Genomic DNA, 23,666 nt, shown 5'->3' on the forward strand with positions numbered 1-23,666 from the left:
ACGAAAATCCCCTGCAAATCGTATTGTTTCAAATGCGTAAAACTTTCATAACCTTCTCTGAATAACTAGAATAGCGGGCATTTACTTTTTCTACGAACCAGGACCCCATCCATGAGTAAGTCTGAAAATCTCTACAGCGCAGCACGCGAACTTATCCCAGGCGGCGTTAACTCCCCCGTTCGCGCCTTTACTGGCGTGGGTGGTACTCCGCTGTTTATCGAAAAAGCCGACGGCGCGTATCTGTACGATGTCGATGGTAAAGCCTATGTTGACTACGTCGGTTCCTGGGGACCGATGGTGCTGGGCCATAATCACCCGGCAATCCGTAATGCGGTGATTGAAGCTGCGGAGCGCGGTTTAAGCTTTGGCGCACCGACCGAAATGGAAGTGAAAATGGCGGAGCTGGTCACTGAACTCGTGCCGACCATGGACATGGTGCGCATGGTGAACTCCGGCACGGAAGCGACGATGAGCGCAATCCGTCTGGCGCGCGGTTTCACCGGTCGCGATAAGATCATCAAATTTGAAGGCTGCTACCACGGTCATGCTGACTGTCTGCTGGTCAAAGCGGGTTCCGGCGCGTTAACGCTGGGTCAGCCGAACTCCCCGGGCGTTCCGGCTGATTTCGCGAAACACACCCTGACCTGCACCTATAACGATCTCGCTTCAGTACGTGCGGCATTTGAACAATATCCGCAGGAGATCGCCTGCATCATTGTTGAGCCGGTCGCAGGCAACATGAACTGCATCCCACCGCTGCCGGAATTCCTGCCGGGCCTGCGTGCGCTATGCGATGAGTTTGGCGCGCTGTTGATCATCGATGAAGTGATGACCGGCTTCCGCGTGGCGCTGGCCGGTGCACAGGATTATTACGGCGTCGTGCCGGATCTGACTTGTCTTGGCAAAATCATCGGTGGCGGAATGCCCGTTGGCGCATTCGGTGGGCGTCGCGATGTGATGGACGCACTGGCGCCGACTGGACCGGTTTACCAGGCGGGGACGCTTTCCGGTAACCCAATCGCGATGGCGGCAGGTTATGCCTGTCTGACCGAAGTCGCCCAGCCGGGTATTCATGAAACGCTGAACGAACTGACGACGCGTCTGGCGGAAGGTCTGCTGGAAGCTGCTGAAGAAGCGAATATTCCGCTGGTAGTTAATCATGTAGGCGGGATGTTCGGGATTTTCTTCACCGATGCAGAAACCGTAACCTGCTATCAGGATGTGATGGCATGCGACGTTGAACGCTTCAAGCGTTTCTTCCACATGATGCTGGATGAAGGAATTTATCTGGCGCCGTCCGCGTTCGAAGCAGGCTTTATGTCCGTGGCGCACAGTGAAGAAGATATCAATAACACCATCGACGCCGCGCGCCGGGTGTTTGCGAAACTGTAAAGGAGAACGTCCAGAAGCAACGTAGGCCGGGTAAGGCGAAGCCGCCACCCGGCTTTTTTATTGCCGGATGGCGACGCAAAGCGTCTTATCCGGCCTACATGAAAAGAATCAGCCTCAGCGGCTCTGCTTTCTCAACAAATAGATAAAGTACGGCGCGCCAATAAACGTCGACAGTAATCCCGCCGGGATCTGATACGGAAACAACACCATCCTGCCGCACCAGTCAGCAAAAACCAGCAACACGCCACCCGCCAGCGCCGAAATCAGCATATGCGGCATCGCCCGACGAAAACCCATCATCCGGGCAATATGCGGCGCCATCAGCCCGACAAAGCTCAACGGCCCAATGGTCATGGTGGCTGTCGCCGTCAGCCCTGCCGCCAGCAGCAGTAACCCCACGCGTGATGGCGTAATAGCCATACCGACAGCCCGCGCCGTATCGCCGCCAAGCGGTAAAATTGTCAGCCAACGGCGGCACAGCGGCGTCATCGCCAGCAGGATGACCATTACAATCCCGGTGCGCAGGACCTGTTCGCCACTCGCGTTATAAGTTGAGCCGGAGATCCAGGTTAGCACCCCCGCCATACGCGGATCGCCGCTGGCCTGCAGCATCATCAGCAGCATTGTAAACGCCGTGCTGAGCGCCATCCCTGCCAGCAACATGCGGTGCGGTGAAAAGCCCCCGCGCCCGGCGGCAATCATAATGATAAGCAAGGTGGCTGCCGCACCGAGGCTCCCGGCCGGCAGCAGCCAGCCAAAGGCATTGCCGGGGACCAGAAATAACATTAGCACCACGCCAAATGCCGCCCCGGAGCTAATTCCTAATACTTCCGGACTGGCCATTGGATTTCCGGTCAGACGCTGAATAATACAGCCAGCTACCGCTAACATTACCCCGGCAATCAGCGCTGCCAGAACACGCGGCCAGCGCCAGGGCATGAGCTCATCCAGCATCGCGCCGCTGGCCCATGTCCAGCCGTGCGCATCGCGGCCAAACGCGAGCGCCACAGTAACGGTAAGCAGCAATATCGCCCCGCCCGCCAGGGCAAACATCAGTACATTCTGCCGCTCAGCAGCGATGCGGTTACTGGCATTCATATCCGGCGCGCTCATACTTCTAAGGCGCGGCAACAGCCACAGCAGCAATGGCGCGCCAATCAGCGCCGTCACCGAACCAGTGGAAACTTCCATCCATACGCGGGTCAGCCACAGAATGATTTGGTCGGAGAGCCAGAGGATCAACGCACCAATCAGCGGGGCCAGCATCAGACGCGCCAGCAGACGACGCGCGCCGAGCATTTTCGCCAGCAGCGGTGCAAACAGGCCAATAAAGCCGATAATCCCAACCGCGTTAACCAGTAAGGCGCTGATAACAATGGCCAGCGATAACGCCGTCAGACGTGCCAGCGACAGCGCCAGACCGAGGTTACGCGCCACGCCGTCATCCAGTCCCATCAGCGTCATTGGGCGTAATAACAACAGCGTCAGCATCACACCGCCCAGCAGTTGCGGCCACAGACGCTGTACGCCGCTCCAGTCGGTCTGCGTCAGCGTACCGCTGCTCCATAAAAACATGCTTTGCAGTTGATCGTGATGGAAGATAACCATCAACTGGTTAATTGCCCCGCAGTACAGGCTGACCACCAGCCCGGCAAGGATTAACGTCACCGGAGAAAGACGTTTGCCCCAGGCAACGCCAAACACCAGAGCCCCAACAACACATGCTCCCGCCAGCGCCGCAAATTGCGTGGTCAGCGCACCGGGAATAGCCCACAGCGTGGTAACCGTAATGCCCAACTGCGCCCCGGTTGCGACACCTAACGTAGTGGGTTCTGCCAGTGGGTTACGCAGCACCTGCTGAAACAAGACACCGACCAGCCCCAGCCCGGCACCGACCAACAGCGAAATCGCCAGCCTCGGCAGCAGACTGTAGTGGAAAACCATCTGCTCAATAGCATTGATATCCGGTGACCAGATAGCCTGTTGCCACTGACTGCGCGGTAGTGCAACAGAGAAGTTTACCCAGGTCAGCCAACAGGCAGCGACAAACAGAACCGCCAGAAGAAGGGTCGGGAATAGCGCAATTCGTTTACTCACGCTTTGCCTCCCAGCGCATTATCCAGAATGCGGGCAAAATGCATCGCCGAGAGCGTGGCGCCATAGAACCAGACGGCAGGCACACGCTGAAAACGTCCGCTGCGGACAAACGGCATCGCCTGCCACAACGGCGTAGACATCAGCGCAGCCATCTCTTTATCGTTGCCGTGGTCAAAACACAGCACATCGACATCCTTATAAGCAGCCAGACGGTCAATACTCACGGCAGTGCTGCCCCAAAAGTTTGTCTCGCCCTGCCAGGCGTTGGGGATCCCATAATCATCCAGCACGTCCTGAAACAGGCTGTTTGGGCCAAACACCAACATATGTCGCGAATCAAGCAGGGAAGTGAGAAGTACAGGGCGCGCGCCGCGTTGAATGAAGCGCGGTTTCAGGCTGGCGATAAAACGATCGTACTCGGTCAGATGGCGTTCAGCAGAGGCTTGCAGATTGAACAATTGCGCCATTTCCTGCAGCGATTGTCGCGCAACGGCCAGCGGCTTTTTACCGTCACTGAAGTTAAATCCCCGGCCAGGCGCAATCCGCGCCAGCTTTTCAGGGGAAGGACCATAGCCTGCCGACCACAGCAAAAACGAGGGTTTCATTTCGGTCAACAGTTCGAGATTGGGCTCCGTACGTAGCCCGACATCAATCACAGAATCCGGCAACGGGGGCTCACTGACCCACAGCTTGTAGTTAGGGATATCGGCAATGCCATACGGCGTAATACCCAGCGCCAGCAATAGCTCTACCGGTAGCCATTCCAGCGCCACAATGCGCTGCGTATCAACCGCCGCAGCGTGTGCCGTATTCATCCGCCACAGCAGCGGCGACAGCGCCATCGCCGCAAGCAGCCGCCGACGGGTAATATGATGTAATTCAATCATTAATAGACAAAACTCACGGGTGCGGCACCGGCCGGATGCGGCAAAATGCCCATCGGGATACCGTAAATCTGTTCCAGAGTTTCACTGCGCATCAGTTCAGCAGGCGTCCCTTGTGCAATCATTTCACCACCGCGCAGCGCAACTAAGTAATCACAGTAGCGGGCCGCCATGTTGATATCATGCAGCACCGCAATCACCGTCAGCCCGCGCTGCTGACTTAAGCGATGCACCAGTGCCAGTACGTCAACCTGATGAGCGATATCCAGCGCGGAAGTCGGTTCATCAAGCAGCAGACAGCGGCTGTCCTGCGCTACCAGCATGGCAATCCACGCGCGCTGGCGTTCTCCGCCGGACAGACTATCAACCAAACGGTGCGCCAGCGGTTTTAAGCCAACCAGCGAAATCGCCTCTTCTACTTTCTCTCTGTCGGCAACGCCAAAACGTCCCAGCGCTCCGTGCCACGGATAGCGGCCAATCGCCACCAGTTCGCGCACAGTCATCCCTTCGGCCTGCGGCAACTGCTGCGGCAGATAGGCGACCTTGCGGGCAAACGCTTTACTGCTCCAGTTCTCCAGCGGCTGTTCGTCGAGCAGGATTTCACCTTCTGACGGCGGCTGATGACGTCCCAGCATTTTCAATAACGTCGATTTTCCGGAACCGTTGTGGCCGATAAGGCCGGTCACTTTACCCACAGGAAAAGTTAATGAGAGAGGATGCAAAAGCGTGCGGCCAGGCACACGAAAGGAGACATTACGCAACGCAAAAGTAGTGTCGGGATGGGATCTGTTTTCCTGCATAGCAGCCAACTTGTAAAACGGGCACGCAAAGCGTGCCCAATAGAAATTAGAAACGGAAGGTTGCGGTTGCAACGACCTGACGTTCTGCGCCCCAGAAGCAGCCATAGGTATTGAAGCAGCTGGCGACGTATTCACGGTCAAACAGGTTGTTCACATGCAGCGCCACGTTGGAGCCCGCCATGCCGACGCGCGCCAGATCGTAACGTACTAACGCATCCACCAGCGTATAGCTCCCCACTTTAAAGGAGTTTGCCGGATCGCCATAACTGGAACCCGTATAACGAACGCCAGTACCCAACGTCAGCCCAGAAAGCGCGCCGTCATAAAGGGTGTAATCGCCCCACAATGATGCCATGTGTTTTGGCACCTGCGCAGGCGTATTGCCCTTGTAGTTGGTGTCGGTGGTGTATTCCGCGTCGGTGTAGGTATAAGAACCCACTACGTTGACGCTGGCAGACAGCGCCGCTTTCGCTTCAATTTCCACTCCGCGAGAACGAATTTCACCGCCTTCAACTGACCAGAACGATCCGTTCGGATCGGCCATCAGATTGTTGGTTTTGGTCAACTGATAGACAGCACCGGTGATCACGATTGGACGATCGTTCGGCACGTACTTCACGCCAGCTTCGTACTGCTTACCTTTAGATGGCGCAAAGATATTACCGCTTGCCCCCGTCTGGGAAGCCGGTTCAAACGACTCGCTGTAGCTGAAATATGGGGTTACGCCGTTGTCGAACAGATAGTTAACCCCACCGCGCCAGGTGAATTGCTTATCATCGCGGGAATCCGTTACGCCAGAAACACGGTTCAGAGAGTCCTGTTTAGCCCAGTCGTAACGACCGCCCAGAGTAACCAGCACCTTATCCCATTGCGCCTGATCCTGAACATACAAGCCAGTCTGCTTCTGTTTGTTCAGCACTTTGTAAGGACCTGAAGGGCCTGGGTGTGAGCCAAAATCGAAGTCGCTGCGGTCGAGGTTATAGATATCGGACGGCGCAACAGAACCCGCATAGCCAAACCAGGAGTTGATATCGTTCCGCATACGCATAAAGTCAACACCAGTCAGCAGCGTGTGATCTACGTCGGCTGTCGCGAACTTGCTTTGCAGCTGAGTATCGACGGAGAAGTTCTGCAATTTCTCATTATCGATAACATACTGACGCGTCAGCGTATGATCCCAGTCGGCCTGAGGAACGCTGGCACAAGGGCTGTTAGCCGGATCCTTGGTATAGAGCGGATCGGAGCACATACCGTAGCCATACACGCTGTTCTGCGAGACTTTATTTTGCGCGTAACGCAGGTTCTGACGCACGGTAAAGGTGTCGTTAAATTCGTGATCGAAGCTGTAGCCCACCATCTTCTCGTTACGAGAATAGGTATTGTTGTTCGCCCCTTCGTTGAAATCGGTAGGCAGACGCTTGCCATTCGGCAACTCAGTCACCGTCCCTTCTTTCGGCAACCAGCCGTAATAACCGGTTTCCGGCTCGTTCTGGAAGTAGGAGAGGAAGGTGAAGTTTGTCTTATCGTCCGGACGCCATGAGAAAGATGGCGCAATGGCATAGCGTTGTTCTTCTGCGCCCTGCTGCTGCGCATTCGCGGAACGCGCCAGGCCAGTTAAGCGGTAAGAGTATACACCGTCATCATCCAGCGCATCGCTGAAATCAAAACCTGTCTGGAACAGGCTGTCAGTGCCCATCTTGAACTGAATTTCTTTTAACGGCTCTGTGGTCGGGCGTTTGCTGACCATATTCAACAACCCACCCGGGTTGCTCTTTCCGTACAGAACGGAAACCGGACCGCGCATCACTTCGGCACGCTCCAGCATATAAGGGTCTATGACCGCATCATTGTAGAAGTTGCCCTGCATCTTCAGGCCATTCAGATAGTTATTCTGACTTTGGCCGTCGGCGGCAAATCCGCGAATAATCAAGTAGTCATAGGTATTGGACGCACCACGCGTACCCACGGCAACGCCCGGGGTGTAGCTAAGCGCCTCTTTGACCGATTTTGGCTGATGCAACGCCATCTCTTCGGCGGTGACCACAGAAATAGACTGAGGAACTTTTTGAATTGGAGTGTCGGTTTTGGTCGCCGTAGCAGACTGTCGTGCGGCGATGGTTGCCGCAGGCCCCCATGCGCTTTCCTGCGGAGCAGGAGCTGCAGTTACGGTGATGGTTTCTTCTTTCGGGTCAACCGCCGCCTGTGCATAGACAGACATGCCGCTAACCGCTGTGGCTACCACTACTGCGATTTTACGCAGTGATGAACTTGGCTGAGCAGTTTTAAGACGCGCCATTGGTATTTCTCTGATGAAAGTGAATGATAACGTAAACGAGAATTATTATTATAACGGCAGCATAATATTCGAAACTCTGGCGAGATAGCAAGCAATACGCGCCCCTACTAAAACTGAGGGGTTAAGAAATAACCAGATGAAAAGAAAGGGTTAATAAATTAGGCTGGAATGTTAGAGCGCTGACAACCCGCCGCAGCGGGTCGCAAGGCGTTAGCGGTAAAAGACCTCAAAAGTCGCGACGGCGTCCACTTTCCCGGCTTTGACATTGCCGGTTTTGGCATAGCGTGCCTTCAGCGGAATTTCTGCCACTTCGTTAGCGCTGGTGCTGCTCACAGCGGTATAGGTTTGATCAAAACTCAGCACATTATTGTTCGTGTCCAGAATCTGGATACCGACACCGCTGGCAGAGCTGTCTCCACTGGCGATAGCCAAAATATTGCCATCCGTAACACCTGTCGAACCAGCACTGTTGAACTTATAATCGATTTGGGTACCTGCCCGACAATCAGAAATCTCGATTTTGAAACTGTTATCGGTGAGTACTTCTGAAAATTGACTGTCAAAGTTATCGACATTAATCGTCTTCAGCGGCACGTAGATATTTTTATCCTCCAGGTTACAGGTATTAGTCTGGATATGAATGCTGGTGGGAGATACCAATATCTGAGCTATCACATCATTACCCCACTTCTCTTGCGCTGTCAGCCGGGAGGTATCAAGATAACCATCCTCGACGTCGCCCGTCACAACCAACTGCATTGACGCATGGTACTTTGTATGAATACTGTTCCATCCGCTTGCTCCATAGCTATAAAAATGCATGGGTGTGACGATATCCTCAGAGGTAAAGGTAGGTGTTCGTTCTTCCGCTTCAGCCATGCGGATACCTATACCTGGAACGCTAGTCTGATAAACGCCTTCCAGCACTCCATTGCGGGCATCGGCATCCGTTAACACTGCGTAACCTTTGTATTTGTTGCCAGTATCCTGGCAATCCATATCGATTTGGCCGCTCTCAATGCTTCCCTCATAAATAACCGTACCAACTGATACGTCAGGCTCCACAGTGATGCTTGCCGGTAGCTGAAAGGTCATTGCGCCATTTTCCGGGTAATTTCCGGTACATGTGGCGGCATAAACAGGTGCCGCAGATCCAGCTAAAATCAATATGATCAACATAGCCCTGAAAATGTTTATGTTCCTTTTACTCATATCTGACAATTTCCGTATTCATAAGCCATCTTCCATTATTGGCAATTAACCGTAGCTGAGAGAATTCCCGTACCCATGTTCTCAGGCACGCTTACGCTACCCGTACATTTCGTCTGTGCGGTATTTCCCCATTGCACCTCAATGCGCTGTGTTCCTTTTAGCCCAGTGACATACACTTCACCGTCGTCACCCACGATCGATGTCGTACCGTCCATACTTAACAGAGCACCAAAAGGAACCACGCTCTGATCATGTTTTAAGGTAAGTAATGCACGCTTACCTGAACGCGCCGTGAAGTCAGCCTTCAGGACGGCCCCTTTTGTCGGAACCACATCCAGAGAAGCATCCTGAATATCAATATCATCACGTCCCTGAGTATTCACAGTAATAGTATTACGGCGATAATTGGTTAAAGTTGGCACAATGGCATTGCCCCAATAATCGGTGTAAACCCCCCGGGAATTTTGTATTTTTACATTATCGCCATCGGTAATGTGCACAATGGCAAAAGCATCCTGAATGGATTGTCCAAGCGTTATTCCCTGCGAATGCGCAACAACGGAACCCTGGGCGCCATAGCCCCACTGTTTACTGTCTTTTTGATAACTGTAATTGGCGTTGAACTCGCCAACCGATGTCCGATACCGGGAAGAGAGATAGGCACCATAACCGACATCGTTATCGGTGTAGGTTTGCTGAAGGTTATAATTTAAATTGTTATCTTCCAGTAGCGTTCCACTGACGCCAACCTGATGTGCACTATTACCATTTTTTGAACTTGTCAGAGTATATGTTCCCCAGGCATTCGCCAGCCAACGCGAAAGAGGGACATTCATTGAGATAGAAAACTGCTGATCGTTAGTGGTTGATGGCGTTTTTGTCATGCTGTAATTCAGCGACCAGTTAACGCCCTGCCAACTGCTGCTGTAACCGAGACTCACGCTTCGTTCATGGCCTTCCATTCCCCAGTAATCTTGCTGATAAGCGTTGGCGTATACAGATCCCCAGCTCTGTAACGACTGAGAAAGATTAAGTTGCAGGCGGCTGCGACGGTTATAGCTATCGCGATAGCTATAGATGCTGTCATCGTCGTAGCTGTTATTACGCTGATCGAGAGCCTCCTGAAAGGTATAAAACCCGGAGGTGGAATAACGATAGCTGGCCAGCGTGACCGTGGTATTGGTTAACGGAAAATCTTTTGCGTACTGCGCGCGCCACGACTGGCCATTCGCATCCGCGCGTTCGTCGTCAAACGCGGTTCTCGCCGCCGTCAGATCCATCGACAGCGAACCAAAATCGCGTAAATCAGCTCCGATGCCGACCAGTCCGGCGCGATACATCGACGCGCCCTGCAGACCGCCGTAAGCGGTAATTCCGAAAGGTAAGCCATAAATTGCCGTAGCCTGGCTGAATTCCGGCTCCTCACCGTTATCAACATCGCGATATTTCCCGGCTGCCAGGCTGTACTTCAGCGCGCCTTCACGTTGCATAATCGGCACCGAGGAGCTGGCCTGAATAAAGCTGCGCTCTGTACCGTCGGCCTCCGTCACGGTGACTTCCAGATCCGCTCCTGCCGTCACCTGCGTTAAATCACGAATTTCAAACGGGCCAGGCGAGACGTTGGTCTGGTAGATGGTGTAACCGTTTTGCTTAATGGTGACTTTGGCATCGCTATTAGCAATCCCACGAACGACCGGGGCAAAGCCCTGTAATCCACTGGGCTGCATACTGGTATCTGTCTCCAGCTTAACGCCCGTCATCTGCACGCTATCGAACAGTTCGCCGTTAGTGTAGGTTTGCCCTATCTGAAGCTGGCTACGCAATGCTTTGACATCGCGTCCAAGCGTCGTATTAATAGATTGCCAACCATTATCACTCCCCCAATTGCTGGTGTTACGCAAACGCCAGGGGCCGATATTCATCCCTGAATTCAAACTTGCCCAGTTCGAAGCATTATTTTGACCTCCGGATTGTTGGTGCGATCCCGAAATATAGTAACTGGTCCACAGAGCCGGAATGCCGTCATCCCAGAAAGTGGGATTGCTTTCGCCCGAAATTTTGCGGTCGCGGTAGATCTGCGGAATACGTAATTGCAGCACCTGTGTTTCCGGATTGAAGTCATAGCGTCCATCCGCGATATATTCGCTAATATCACCCAGCAACGTATCTTCGTTAACATTATTTAATGCCGGAACCGTATCAACTTTAACGCCCAGTTCGCGCAGCTCCGCTTTGGTAAATTGCGGAATCAGTTTGCTGTTATCTTTTGAAAGGAGGTAATTTAAATTTCGTTTATCAATGCGATCCTGATCCCAAACAATCGACGTTAAATAACGTCCGGGGGATAAACCATTATGCTGTAAAAAAGCTTCAAGCGCCCCGGTATTCTCAAGTGGGGTTCCCGTTTCAAGTACACTGAGATTGAAATAATCATCAGCACAAACGGAACCACTCGCAGTCAATATAGCGAATGTCAGCGTATTGAGAGCAAAAAGCCGGGCAGTACGATGTGAAGGCATAAATGTCACCCCATAACTCATCGATAGCTGATTTACAGCGACTGTTTACGCTGTTCGGTTTCTGAGCCAAAATCATTAATTGCGGTCCAGACAACGTTGCCTTTTACTGCCGATGGCAGCGGAAAACGCTGCTCACCAAATGGAGCGACCATCATCGTTAATGCCGTCGGAGAGGACTGGTTTGTAGCCGGTTTAATCGCTTTTCCCGCCACAGAGATCTGTCCGAAGGTGACATAGAAGGGTGTGGGGTTTTTCACCACCAGTTGATTTTGATGGCGGCTAAATTGCAACGATTGCCAGGCCATTTTTGCCTCGTCTTCTGTCAATGAGGCCGGGCGATAAAACAGTTTTAATTTAGTTTTAATGGCAAATTGTAACGTGTTCTTGTCATGCAATTCTTCTGGGATCGCTGCAACAGATTTGATGTTCGCCATAAATAATGACTCACGATCCTGAGGCAGCGCCGATTTATTTCCGGTATAAACCACGTGTAGCAGCGTCTGGCGGTTTTCGTCCAATTTGTAAATTGGCGGTGTCATAATAAATGGCGCTTTGCTGTCATCAATATTACTGACCCAGCTCTGCACCAGATAACGTTTATCATTATCTTTATTTTTTAAAGCAATCTGTACTTCAGATTGGTTAGCCGGATATATAATTCGTGTGCCACCCACTACTACGCCAGCTTGAACCGAATTTAATCCCGAGGTTAATATAAGTATTAATGCTGTGATAAGTCGTTTCATCTTTCCATTCCATTGAAATACTGGCCCTGCCTGGGCCAGGTTTATGATGATTAACGATAAAGCAGAGTATAGGTCGCTTGTGCGGTATAATCACCGGTAGTTGGTAAAGTGCTACCAACCTGGATAACCTCAGCTTTATAATTAAAAACCACGCTCTCGCCGTTAGTCTTATTCAGTGCCGCTTCAGGATCTGAGCCATCAAATTTCACGTAGTTGCTGCTCCCTTCTGGAAGCATACGTACCCCGAGGTTCTGCGCAGTCCCTGTCGCCTGCAAGACTTCATCGTCGTATCCGGCAATACGCGTCCCATCAAATTTGATATTGAGGTTGGCAACCGCAGCATCACATTCTGTCAGCGTAATCGCAAAAGATTGCGTGTCGCCGACTTTTTTATCTTCGCCAAACGCAGTTTGAGAAAGGTTGTTAAACGTCACAGTACCGTTTGTCGCTGTACCGTTTACATCAACCACGCAACTATCGGGAAGAATTTTCCCATTAAACGTTACCGTCCCGGTATCAACGGCAAAAGCAGATGTTGCTACAGTTGCCATTGCACTACTGACAAGCAACGAGATGATAATTTTTTTGCACATAACGTATTCCTTACATATGTTCACAAAAATCAATGAAGAGAAAAGTTAACACAGAGGGGAAATAGACAATGGCTGGAGAAGTGCTGGAATATAAATCCAACAACATCATAGATATAATATATCTTTATCAACTCATTCAGTTTAAAACATTCCCTTGTGTCATCTATTCTACGTACCATGATGAATAAAAGCTAATCAACACATTCACCAAAACTAAAGAAACAACACACAACATCTTGTTTTAGCAGAACAATTTATGGAAATAATATTTTCTTAATGGTGATTTTAGCCAGCATAAACATATTCATAAAAACAATATCACTCACATATGCATACGGGTAGATAATAAAAAAACGCAGAAAAAATAGAATAAAATCAACCAACCGATGATACATACAAAAAAATAATATATTGAATTTATGATTAAACGGAAAATATAGGCAGGAAACACCATCACTGTTCACCCTATCCTGAGCTTGCTATACAGACCGAAATGCGAATACAACAAGAGGGAGAATTCCCCCACATCAGCAGGCACCGATGCGGGGGAGGACAGCTAAAAAATCAGTTACCGCCAAACATATCTTTTATCCAACCAGCCACGCCATCGCTGTCTTTCTTCTCTTGCTGCGGCGGTTGCTGCTGTTGAGGCTGCTGCTGCGGCTGTTGAGAAGATTGATCGAACGGATTCCCCGACTGCTGCAGCATTTCACCCTGCTGACACAGCGAATCAGGAGCGGTGGTCCATACCGGAAGCGTGCGCATCCCGCCGCTACAAACGAAGTTACCGTCGTAGTCTACGCCCATATCCACCACATCCTCCGGTGGCGTCAGCACCAGCGGTGTTGGCGTCTGGTTAGCCAGATAACGCTGATAAATCGACATCGCGCCGCTGGCACCGTACAGCTTGGTTGGCTGGTTGTTATCGCGGCCCACCCAGGTGATGGTCACCTGGCTGCCGTCGATCCCGGCAAACCAGGTATCCACGTTGTTGTTGGTGGTCCCGGTTTTCCCTGCCAGATGCAAGCCAGGATATTTCGCGCCAAGCTGACGACCCGTACCACGCTGAACCACCTGCTGCATGGTCCACAGCGTCATATACGCCGCCTGCGCCGGAACGGCACGCTCAGCCTGCGGGAAGCTCTGGTACAGCACGGTACCATCTTCGGCAATCACCGAACGCAGCGCCGACAACGGCGCACGGTTCCCGCCGCTGGCGATAGTCTGGAACGCCTGTGCTACTTCGATTGGCGTCAGGTTCAACGCCCCGAGCAGCATGGCCGGAACCGGGTTAAGCTGATCTTTCGGCGCGCCCAGCTTCAACCAGGTATCAGTCACGGCAGGCAAGCCCAGCGCCATCCCCAGATTTACCGTCGGTACGTTCATGGAGCGGGTTAACGCATCCACCAGCATCACTTTTCCGCTTTCGCTATAGCGACGATCATCGTTCTGTGGCGACCAGACCTGACCGTTCGGCTGACGTAGCGCAATCGGCGCATCGGCAATCCAGGTATTCAGGCGGTAAAGCTTCGGCTGGCTGAGCGCAGTCAGATAGGTCGCCGGCTTCGCCAGAGAACCAATCGAACGACGCGCCTGCATCGCACGGTTATAGCCCGCGAACTGCGGCTCTGCCCCGCCAACCATGGCGCGAACTTCGCCACTGAATCGGTCAACCACCACAATCGCGGTTTCCAGATCGCTCAGCTTACGCTGTTTCTTCAGCACCGGAATGCCTTCCACCGCCGCTTTTTCCGCAGCGTCCTGCGCCACGGAATCAAAGGTGGTGAAAATTTTCACGCCGGAGAGATCTTTAACTTTATCGCCCAGCTTCGCCTGAAGCTCCTGACGCACCATCTGCATAAAGGCTGGCTGTGGCGAGATTACTCCACCACGCGGCTGTACGCCTAACGGACGCGCGCTCAGCATGTCATACAGATCCTGATCGATGATCTGCTGCTGTTGCAGCAAACGCAGCACGAGGTTACGACGCTCCAGCGCCAGCTTCGGATTACGCCATGGGTTATAGATTGACGCCCCTTTAACCATCCCCACCAGCAACGCCTGCTGGTCGAGACTCAGTTCTTCCACCGGACGACCGAAATAATAGAGGCTCGCCAGCGGGAAGCCGCGAATTTCATTATCGCCGCTTTGACCGAGATAGACTTCGTTCATGTACAGTTCAAGAATGCGATCTTTGCTGTAACGCGCATCCATTAGCAGCGCCATGTAGGCTTCGTTGGCCTTACGCCAGTAAGAACGTTCGCTAGACAGGAACAAGTTCTTCACCAGTTGCTGAGTCAGCGTACTCGCCCCCTGCACCGTGCGACCGGCCGTCAGGTTGGCCAGCACCGCACGACCAATCGAGTAGAGGCTGACGCCATCATGCTCATAGAAGTGACGGTCTTCGGTTGCCAGCAGCGTATCTACCAGCAGATCCGGGAATCCACTGCGCGGGACAAACAGGCGCTGCTCGCCGTTAGGTGAAGAGAGCATGGTAATCAGGCGTGGATCGAGACGGAAGAAACCGAACTGGCGGTTGTTATCCATATTCTCGATAGTGTCCAGATGATCGCCATCAAAGGTCAGACGTGCGCGCACCTGCCCTTCTTTACTGTCCGGGAAGTCAAACGGACGACGAATCATCTCAATGCTCTTCGCCTGTACGGTGAATTCGCCCGGACGCGTCATCTTCGAGACCTGACGATACTGCGTGGCCTCCAGCAGCTTCACCATCTCGTTCTTGCCGATGGGCATTTCTGGCTCGAGGTTAACCATGCGGCCATATACTGCCGCCGGAAGCTGCCAGACTTTACCGTCGATACGGCTACGGATTTTTTGGTCCAGATAGACGCCGTAAATAGCGATCAGCACCAAAAAAACAATCGACAGTTTTACCAGCAGCCAGAACCAGCCGCGTTTACCACGAGGCTTACGCCCTTTGCCTTTACCCTTACGCGGCATCGGTTCTTCATCCTCATAGTCATCATCATCATAATCGTCGTCATACTCTTCATCTCTGAGTTGACGACGGCTCACCTTTTGTTTCACCGGACGTGAGGGTTTCCCTTTACGTCCAATTGGCTCGCGGTCATTCCCCGCCATGCTTTTTCTCCGCAACATTCAGGCGCAAAGGCCCGATTCTCTGTTCTTCCGTCCTGCGACAGAAGAAGAAATCTCTCAATTTTCAGCTGTATTCATGCCGGATGGCGGCGTAAAACGCCTTATCCGGCCTACGTTCGCCCTGATAAGCGCAGCGCCATCAGGCAACCACGCATACAGCTATGAATACTTTTTGGTGCGCCGCGTTGGCGCGGTATTCGCCGGATCGTCCGGCCAGACATGTTTGGGATAACGCCCTTTCATCTCTTTTTGCACCTCGCGGTACGATCCCTGCCAGAACGCGCTTAGATCGCTCGTCACCTGTAGCGGTCTTTGGGCCGGAGACAACAGCTCCAGTACCAGCGGCACGCGTCCCTGGGCGATAGTCGGGGTGTTTGCTTCACCAAACATTTCCTGCATCCGAACGGCCAACACAGGAGGATTATCCTCATGATAGCGAATGGCAATCCGACTTCCCGTTGGCACAGTGTAATGCGCTGGCAGTTCACTATCCAGACGTTGCAGCATTGACCAGTCCAGCAAACCGCGCAATGCCTGACCCACATTGAGTGCTTTTAACGCGCGTAAAGAGTGCACACCGCTCATGTGCGGCAGCAGCCAGAGCTCCAGCGTATTCAGCAGAGAATCCTCATCTACCGCAGGCCAGTCGTACTCCGGTAACCAGTTTGCCGCACATTGCAAACGCAGCCGAAACTGCTCGGCCTCCGGCGTCCAGTTGAGCACACTTAGCCCTTTATCGCGAATACCATTCAGCATCGCCTGATGCAACTCTTCTTCCGAGGGCTTGGCTAGCGGCTGTACTTTTACCGTCAACTGGCCGATACGCGACCGACGCAGTGCTTTTAACGTTCCCTGGGCTTCATCCCATTCGATGGTGTCGGACTGTTGCAGCAGTTCAGGACACGTCTGCATCAACGCTTCAATATCCAGCGGCAACGCTAACAAAATACGCGCATCTGGCGATGCGCTACCCTGCAGTAACAGCGGCGCTATCAGCCACTCATGGCGCCCCAGGGCGTCATCGGCATCCAGCATCGCGCCCATGCCGTTGGCCAGTTGATAGCGCCCTTCTTGTCCACGTCGACGGGCGATCCGATCGGCAAACGCTTGCGATAGCAACAAAGGGAGCAACGCGCTGTCGGGCTGCCCGCTGCGTACGTTAAGCCGTTTCAATAATTGTTGACTGCGCTGCTGCCAGGCGGGCTGATTTCGTGAAAACACCACAGCTAAATCGGTGCTGCCCCCGCGCGGCGGCTCTTCCAAAATTGCTGCCAGTTTTGCGGCCGATGCCGCTTCATCGTCATTTTTGGTGCTAACCAGCATAGCCGCTAAACGGGGATCATTACCCAAAGCCGCCATTTTCTGCCCACGGGCACTGAGCCTGTCGCCCTCAAGCGCGCCCAGCATCTGCAACAGCCGTTTTGCCGCCTGCAGGTTAATAGCGGGCGGCGTATCCAGCCAGTTCAGTTGCTCAGGATCGGTACATCCCCATTGCAGCAGCTCCATCAGTAGTCCGGACAGATCGCTCTGTAATATCTCAGGCTCTCCCTGCGCCGCCGCTCTTTCCGCCTGCTCTTTGGCAAGCAAATGTAGGCAGATACCTGGCTCCAGACGCCCGGCTCGCCCGGCTCGCTGTGTCATCGATGCCTGGCTAATGCGCTGGGTAATCAACCGCGTTAAACCGGTACGCGCGTCATAACGCGCCACGCGCTCCTGGGCGCAGTCCACCACCAGCCGGATGCCTTCAATCGTTAAGCTGGTTTCGGCAATATTGGTCGCCAGCACCACTTTGCGCTTACCTTGCGGCGCGGGCAAAATCGCCTGACGCTGCTCAACCAGCGTCAACGCGCCGTACAACGGACATAGCACAACATCGCCGCCCACACGCGTTGCCAGTTGTTCCTGCACGCGCAGGATTTCCCCAACGCCCGGTAAAAACAGCAGCAGCGACCCGCTTTCATGGCGCAGTAGCTCCGCCGTGGCTATCGCCACCGCTTCGTCAAAACGCAGATGTGCCGCCAGCGGTTGATACCGTCGCTCGACGGGGAATGTGCGGCCTTCAGAGATAATCATGGGCGCATCGGGCAATAACTGCTGCAAGCGCCCGTTATCGAGCGTTGCGGACATGATCAATAGTTTCAGATCGTCACGAAGACCTTGCTGTACATCCAGCAACAGCGCCAGCGCCAGGTCGGCCTGCAAGCTCCGTTCGTGAAATTCATCGAGGATCACTAACCCGACGCCAGTGAGTTCGGGATCGCGTTGGATCATGCGCGTCAGGACGCCTTCCGTCACCACTTCCAGCCGGGTCTGCGACCCCACGCAGCTTTGCGCGCGCATGCGATAACCCACGGTCTCACCGGGCTTTTCGTTCAGCAACTCCGCCAACCGCTGCGCCACGTTGCGTGCCGCCAGACGGCGCGGCTCCAGCAAAATAATCCGCCCCTTGATGCCACCATGTTCAAGCAGTCGCAACGGCAGCCAGGTCGATTTCCCGGCACCGGTCGGCGCGGTCAGCAGCACCTGCGTCGAGGCATCAAGGGCGGTAAACAGTTCAGGCACTACGGCGGCAACGGGCAACGACGTCACAAATAGCTCCAGAGGGTTAACATTCTTCGCGCTGCATTGTAGCATCGCGTTAATTCATAACCGAGTATCCATCATGTCTGAGCCAAAAAGGCTGTTCTTTGCGATTGAATTGCCTGGCGCAATCCGTGAGCCAATTGTTCACTGGCGTGCGGAGCAGTTCCCCGCAGAAGCCGGGCGTCCCGTTGCAGCAGAAAACCTGCATCTGACGCTGGCCTTTTTAGGTGATGTCAGCGCAGAGAAGCAACAGGCGTTGTCGCAACTAGCCGGACGCATTCGCCAACCAGGTTTTACGCTCAAACTGGATGATGCCGGGCAATGGCTGCGCTCGCGGGTCGTGTGGCTGGGGATGCGTCAGCCACCGCGCGGACTGTTACAACTGGCGAATATGCTACGGGCGCAGGCCGCGCGCAGCGGGTGTTATCAAAGCCCGCAGCCGTTTCACCCACATATCACGCTGCTGCGCGATGCCGGACACGCGGTTCCCATCCCCCCACCGGGCTTTGGCTGGTCATTTCCGGTCACGGAGTTCGCACTTTACTCCTCTTCATTCGCACGAGGACGCACGCGTTATACGCAGCTGCAACGCTGGACGCTGACTGAATAATTAAAGGGACTATTTATGCAATTTTCTCCACCTTTACAACCTGCAACGCTCATCCAGCGCTACAAGCGTTTTTTAGCGGATGTGATCACACCGGATGGCTCAACGTTAACGTTACACTGCCCAAATACTGGCGCGATGACCGGATGTGCCACCCCGGGTGACACCGTCTGGTATTCGACATCAGAAAATACTAAACGGAAATATCCACATACCTGGGAATTAACGCAAACTCAATCCGGGGCATTTATTTGTGTTAACACGCTGTGGGCCAATAGATTAACGAAAGAGGCGATTCAGCAGTCGTTAATTTCAGAAGTTTCAGGCTACAGCGTCTTGAAAAGTGAAGTAAAATACGGCACCGAAGGGAGCCGTATCGACTTTTTGTTACAGGCAGATTCCCGACCTGACTGCTATATTGAAGTGAAATCAGTCACGTTGGCGGAAAAAGAGCAGGGTTATTTTCCCGATGCCATCACTGAACGAGGTCAGAAGCATCTTCGGGAATTGATGAGCGTAGCGGCTGGAGGCAAGCGGGCAGTGATATTTTTCGCCGTGCTGCATTCAGCTATTACACGGTTTTCACCCGCGCACCATATCGATGCAAAATATGCGCAATTATTAGTTGAAGCACAGCTTAAGGGGGTAGAAATTCTGGTTTATAAAGCGGAACTTTCTGCCCATGGCATGACTCTTAAAGAGCCGTTGCCCATTACCTTGTAATGGTGTAAACATTTGGTTAATTAGTATTCTGGGCGCGTGGGCAAATACGCTTTTCCTCACAGGGTTGTCAAGTGTTACGTTTAGATAATTGCTATCCGGAAAAGCATCTGCTATTTATAGCGACCTGATTTTTCCCCCGAACATGGGGATCGATAGTGCGTGTTAAGGAGAAGCAACATGCAAGAAGGGCAAAACCGTAAAACATCGTCCCTGAGTATTCTCGCCATCGCTGGGGTGGAGCCGTACCAGGAGAAACCGGGCGAAGAGTATATGAACGAAGCCCAGCTGTCGCACTTCAGGCGTATTCTTGAGGCATGGCGTAACCAACTTAGGGATGAAGTTGATCGCACCGTATCTCATATGCAAGACGAAGCGGCTAACTTCCCTGATCCGGTGGACCGCGCCGCGCAGGAAGAAGAATTCAGCCTTGAGCTGCGTAACCGTGACCGTGAGCGCAAACTGATCAAAAAGATCGAGAAGACGCTGAAGAAGGTAGAAGACGAAGATTTCGGCTACTGCGAATCGTGCGGCGTAGAAATTGGTATTCGCCGTCTGGAAGCGCGTCCGACAGCCGATCTGTGTATCGACTGCAAAACGCTGGCAGAAATCCGCGAAAAACAGATGGCAGGTTAATTCCGGTCATTTTTACCACGTTTACTAAAGGCGGGAGTTTCTCCCGCCTTATTATTTGTCAGTCCGTAAAATGAGCGATTCACACTATATTGGCCGCTTCGCCCCTTCCCCCTCCGGCGAACTGCACTTCGGTTCACTGATTGCCGCCCTCGGCAGTTACCTGCAGGCTCGTGCCCGGCGCGGAATCTGGCGAGTACGCATTGAAGATATTGATCCCCCTCGTGAAGTTCCCGGTGCCGCAGATACGATCCTGCGTCAGCTGGAACATTACGGCCTGCACTGGGATGGCGATATTTTATGGCAATCCCAACGCCATGAAGCCTACCGCGAGGCGCTTACCTGGCTGCATCAGCAGGATCTGAGCTATTACTGCACCTGTACGCGAGCGCGTATTCAAAGCGTCGGCGGTATTTACGACGGTCACTGCCGTGAGTTACGCCTCGGGCCAGAACAGGCGGCCGTCCGTATTAAACAACGCCATCCCGTGATGCAGTTTACTGACCGGCTACGCGGTGTGATTCAGGCTGACCCGCAACTTGCTGGTGAAGATTTTATCATCCACCGCCGCGACGGGCTGTTTGCCTATAACCTCGCCGTGGTAGTTGATGACCACTTTCAGGGCGTAACGGAGATTGTTCGCGGCGCCGATCTCATCGAACCCACGGTGCGGCAAATCTCTTTGTATCAGCAGTTTGGCTGGCAAGCGCCTGACTATATTCATCTTCCGCTGGCGCTCAACGAACAAGGCGCTAAACTTTCAAAACAAAATCATGCACCTGCGCTACCACAAGGCGATCCGCGCCCGGTGATTATTGCCGCGCTACGCTTTCTCGGCCAGCGTGCCGATATCCCGTGGCAGGAGATGCGTGTGGACCAGATCCTGGCGTTTGCCGTTGAGAACTGGCGTCTGACAACAGTGCCTGAATCAGCGATCTTAAATCCGGCATTCTCAAATGCGCCACGCTGAGCTATGATTAGCCGCTATTTTTACACAGCAACACTTGTTCTGATTGAAGTTTGACACTACCGAGGTGCACTATTTTTACCCGAGTCGCTAATTTTTGCCGCAAGGTGCTAAGCCGCGAGGAGCGCGAGGCTGAGCTCGCCGTCGCCCGTCCACATATGACGGTAATTCCGCGTGAGCAGCACTCTATCTCCCGCAAAGATATCAGTGAAAATGCCCTGAAGGTAATGTACAGGCTCAATAAGGCCGGATACGAGGCATGGCTGGTTGGCGGTGGTGTACGCGATCTTTTGCTGGGCAAAAAGCCGAAAGATTTTGATGTCACCACTAACGCAACGCCGGATCAGGTGCGCAAACTGTTTCGTAACTGTCGCCTGGTCGGTCGCCGTTTCCGTCTGGCTCATGTCATGTTCGGCCCAGAAATTATCGAAGTGGCGACATTCCGCGGCCATCATGAAGGCAGCGAAGCCGATCGCACCACGTCGCAACGCGGGCAAAACGGTATGTTGCTGCGCGACAACATCTTCGGCTCCATTGAAGAAGATGCCCAACGTCGCGATTTCACGATAAACAGCCTGTATTACAGCGTGGCCGATTTCACCGTACGTGATTACGTCGGCGGTATGCAGGACCTCGAAGAGGGCATCATTCGCCTGATCGGTAATCCGGAAACGCGCTATCGCGAAGATCCCGTGCGTATGCTGCGCGCCGTGCGCTTTGCCGCCAAGCTCGACATGCGTATCAGCCCGGAAACCGCAGAGCCGATCCCACGTCTGGCAACGCTGCTGAACGACATTCCTCCCGCACGCCTGTTTGAAGAAGCACTTAAGCTGTTACAGGCGGGCTATGGGTATGAAACCTATAAAAAACTGCGTGAGTACAGCCTGTTCCAGCCGCTGTTCCCAACCATTACACGCTACTTCACCGAAGACGGTGACAGCCCGATGGAACGCATTATCGCTCAGGTGCTGAAGAATACCGATAACCGCATTAACAATGATATGCGCGTTAACCCGGCGTTCTTGTTCGCCGCGATGTTCTGGTATCCGTTACTGGAAGCCGCGCAGAAAATTGCGCAAGAAAGCGGTTTGGCTTACTACGACGCTTTCGCGCTGGCAATGAACGACGTGCTGGACGAAGCCTGCCGCTCGCTGGCGATCCCGAAACGTCTGACCTCGCTAACCCGCGATATCTGGCAGTTGCAATTACGTATGTCCCGTCGTCAGGGTAAACGCGCCTGGAAGCTGATGGAACATCCAAAGTTCCGCGCAGCTTACGACCTGTTAGCACTGCGTGCCGAAGTAGAACACAACGCTGAACTGCAACGACTGGCGAAATGGTGGGGTGAATTCCAGGTTTCCGCGCCGCCGGAACAAAAAGGCATGCTGAACGAACTGGATGAAGAGCCTGACGTACGCCGTCGCCATCGCCGCCCGCGTAAGCGTGCGCCGCGTCGCGAAGGTAGCGCGTGACCGTCGTTTATATCGCCATCGGCAGTAATTTAGCTTCTCCCCTGGAGCAGGTGAATGCTGCCGTGCAAGCGATCGGCGAAATCCCTGACAGCCGTATCGTTGCGGTTTCTTCGTTTTATCGCACCCCCCCGTTGGGTCCACAGGATCAGCCCGACTATCTGAACGCCGCCGTGGCGCTGGATACCGCTCTCGCCCCCGAAGCGTTGCTGGATCATACCCAGCGAATTGAACTGCAACAGGGCCGGGTGCGCAAAGCTGAACGTTGGGGACCGCGAACGCTGGACCTCGATATTATGCTGTTTGGCGATGAAGTGATTAACACCGAACGCCTGACCGTGCCGCACTACGACATGAAAAACCGTGGTTTTATGCTGTGGCCGTTATTTGAAATCGCACCTGAACTACATTTTCCTGATGATGGCAAGTCGTTGGCAGAGTACCTGACACGCCTTCCGGCTTGCCCTACCCGCTGGTAACACTATTCACGCTGCTGAAATACGCTGTTCATAAAAAGGCACACCATCAGGTCGATGAGCCAGATGTAAGCCCGACCTACGCTCTGGTAAACATCAATGACGCCAGCGATGTACAGAAAGCGGCAATGACAACCGGCATCACAAAATTTAACTTCATATCCTCCTGTGTCAAACAGTCAGCAGTTAAGGCAGGATATGTACAATCAACTACGCCTATACTTTAACTTATAGCTGACAATCAACACAGCCCCCCCAACATTCAAAAAACATAATTCAATCTCCCAAATGTATTCCTCTCAAAAAAACAAAGAAAAAATGGCAACAATAATAACGATTTAGTTTTCCTTAATTGTCAATATACAAATTCTAACGAAACCATAAATAATAGACAACACACAACTAATAAAATAAAAATATATTTAAATTGCATCAAAACAGAAAAACAATAACTAAACAATATTTAAGAATATCTTAATACACAATTAACCAATAAATTCATATAGTTAAAATCACCACATAAACAATAAATTTGACATTAATAACTTGACG

17 protein-coding genes are annotated in these 23,666 nt (G+C 52.9%); 7 read left to right on the forward strand and 10 right to left on the reverse strand.

All coding sequences use genetic code 11. The annotated features are described in order from the left end of the window. Positions 1 to 111: 111 nt before the first annotated feature. Entirely contained in the window at positions 112 to 1,392 is a 1,281-nt protein-coding gene (gene hemL / locus SK34_RS18655; RefSeq protein ID WP_003837523.1) for a glutamate-1-semialdehyde 2,1-aminomutase, read from the forward strand. Between the two features lie 114 nt (positions 1,393 to 1,506). Here hemL and fhuB read toward each other — a convergent pair whose 3' ends face one another. The 10 genes from fhuB to hrpB form a co-directional block, all read right to left on the reverse strand. Then, a complete protein-coding gene (gene fhuB / locus SK34_RS18660; protein WP_048233872.1) occupies positions 1,507 to 3,489 on the reverse strand; it encodes a Fe(3+)-hydroxamate ABC transporter permease FhuB in 1,983 nt (660 codons plus the stop codon). Then, positions 3,486 to 4,376 (reverse strand): Fe(3+)-hydroxamate ABC transporter substrate-binding protein FhuD, encoded by an 891-nt coding sequence (fhuD, locus tag SK34_RS18665; protein WP_003837517.1) that lies wholly within the window; start codon positions 4,374 to 4,376, stop codon positions 3,486 to 3,488. Before fhuD ends, fhuB begins: the two co-directional genes overlap by 4 nt. Then, the gene (gene fhuC / locus SK34_RS18670) at positions 4,376 to 5,173 is read right to left on the reverse strand and encodes a Fe3+-hydroxamate ABC transporter ATP-binding protein FhuC (protein WP_003845793.1); all 798 of its coding nucleotides are present in this window, start codon (positions 5,171 to 5,173) and stop codon (positions 4,376 to 4,378) included. Before fhuC ends, fhuD begins: the two co-directional genes overlap by 1 nt. 46 nt (positions 5,174 to 5,219) lie before the next feature. Then, the gene (gene fhuA, locus SK34_RS18675) at positions 5,220 to 7,469 is read right to left on the reverse strand and encodes a ferrichrome porin FhuA (protein WP_044714923.1); all 2,250 of its coding nucleotides are present in this window, start codon (positions 7,467 to 7,469) and stop codon (positions 5,220 to 5,222) included. A gap of 210 nt (positions 7,470 to 7,679) precedes the next feature. Continuing rightward, entirely contained in the window at positions 7,680 to 8,681 is a 1,002-nt protein-coding gene (locus tag SK34_RS18680) for a fimbrial protein (protein WP_224769938.1), read from the reverse strand. Positions 8,682 to 8,716: 35 nt separating this feature from the next. Beyond that, positions 8,717 to 11,200 (reverse strand): fimbria/pilus outer membrane usher protein, encoded by a 2,484-nt coding sequence (locus SK34_RS18685; protein ID WP_048233874.1) that lies wholly within the window; start codon positions 11,198 to 11,200, stop codon positions 8,717 to 8,719. Positions 11,201 to 11,232: 32 nt separating this feature from the next. Further along, positions 11,233 to 11,946, reverse strand: a complete 714-nt coding sequence (locus SK34_RS18690) for a fimbrial biogenesis chaperone (RefSeq protein ID WP_165488874.1) — start codon at positions 11,944 to 11,946, stop codon at positions 11,233 to 11,235. Positions 11,947 to 11,996: 50 nt separating this feature from the next. Continuing rightward, positions 11,997 to 12,539, reverse strand: a complete 543-nt coding sequence (locus SK34_RS18695) for a fimbrial protein (protein ID WP_003837506.1) — start codon at positions 12,537 to 12,539, stop codon at positions 11,997 to 11,999. 564 nt (positions 12,540 to 13,103) lie between these two features. After that, positions 13,104 to 15,641, reverse strand: a complete 2,538-nt coding sequence (mrcB, locus tag SK34_RS18705; protein WP_048233878.1) for a bifunctional glycosyl transferase/transpeptidase — start codon at positions 15,639 to 15,641, stop codon at positions 13,104 to 13,106. 177 nt (positions 15,642 to 15,818) lie between these two features. Next, entirely contained in the window at positions 15,819 to 18,248 is a 2,430-nt protein-coding gene (gene hrpB, locus SK34_RS18710) for an ATP-dependent helicase HrpB (RefSeq protein WP_048233881.1), read from the reverse strand. A gap of 73 nt (positions 18,249 to 18,321) precedes the next feature. On the opposite strand from hrpB, the gene thpR reads away from it, so the two are divergent. The 6 genes from thpR to folK all read left to right on the forward strand — a co-directional run bounded on the left by thpR (position 18,322) and on the right by folK (position 23,117). Beyond that, entirely contained in the window at positions 18,322 to 18,852 is a 531-nt protein-coding gene (thpR, locus tag SK34_RS18715) for an RNA 2',3'-cyclic phosphodiesterase (protein WP_003018620.1), read from the forward strand. Between the two features lie 15 nt (positions 18,853 to 18,867). Beyond that, complete coding sequence (sfsA, locus tag SK34_RS18720; RefSeq protein WP_048233883.1) at positions 18,868 to 19,572, forward strand: DNA/RNA nuclease SfsA; 705 nt, start codon at positions 18,868 to 18,870, stop codon at positions 19,570 to 19,572. A 177-nt stretch (positions 19,573 to 19,749) separates the two neighbouring features. After that, positions 19,750 to 20,205: an RNA polymerase-binding protein DksA gene (gene dksA / locus SK34_RS18725; protein ID WP_003018625.1), complete on the forward strand. Its 456-nt coding sequence runs from the start codon at positions 19,750 to 19,752 to the stop codon at positions 20,203 to 20,205. A 70-nt stretch (positions 20,206 to 20,275) separates the two neighbouring features. Continuing rightward, positions 20,276 to 21,172 (forward strand): tRNA glutamyl-Q(34) synthetase GluQRS, encoded by an 897-nt coding sequence (gene gluQRS, locus SK34_RS18730; protein ID WP_048233885.1) that lies wholly within the window; start codon positions 20,276 to 20,278, stop codon positions 21,170 to 21,172. Positions 21,173 to 21,243: 71 nt separating this feature from the next. After that, a complete protein-coding gene (gene pcnB / locus SK34_RS18735) occupies positions 21,244 to 22,641 on the forward strand; it encodes a polynucleotide adenylyltransferase PcnB (protein WP_203237415.1) in 1,398 nt (465 codons plus the stop codon). Further along, the gene (gene folK, locus SK34_RS18740) at positions 22,638 to 23,117 is read left to right on the forward strand and encodes a 2-amino-4-hydroxy-6-hydroxymethyldihydropteridine diphosphokinase (protein ID WP_048233886.1); all 480 of its coding nucleotides are present in this window, start codon (positions 22,638 to 22,640) and stop codon (positions 23,115 to 23,117) included. The genes pcnB and folK overlap by 4 nt, the downstream gene beginning before the upstream one ends. The last annotated feature ends 549 nt before the right edge of the window (positions 23,118 to 23,666 follow it).

Origin of the sequence: Citrobacter sp. MGH104 (genome assembly GCF_001034485.1) — a bacterium.
GTDB classification, from domain to species: Bacteria; Pseudomonadota; Gammaproteobacteria; order Enterobacterales; family Enterobacteriaceae; genus Citrobacter; species Citrobacter freundii.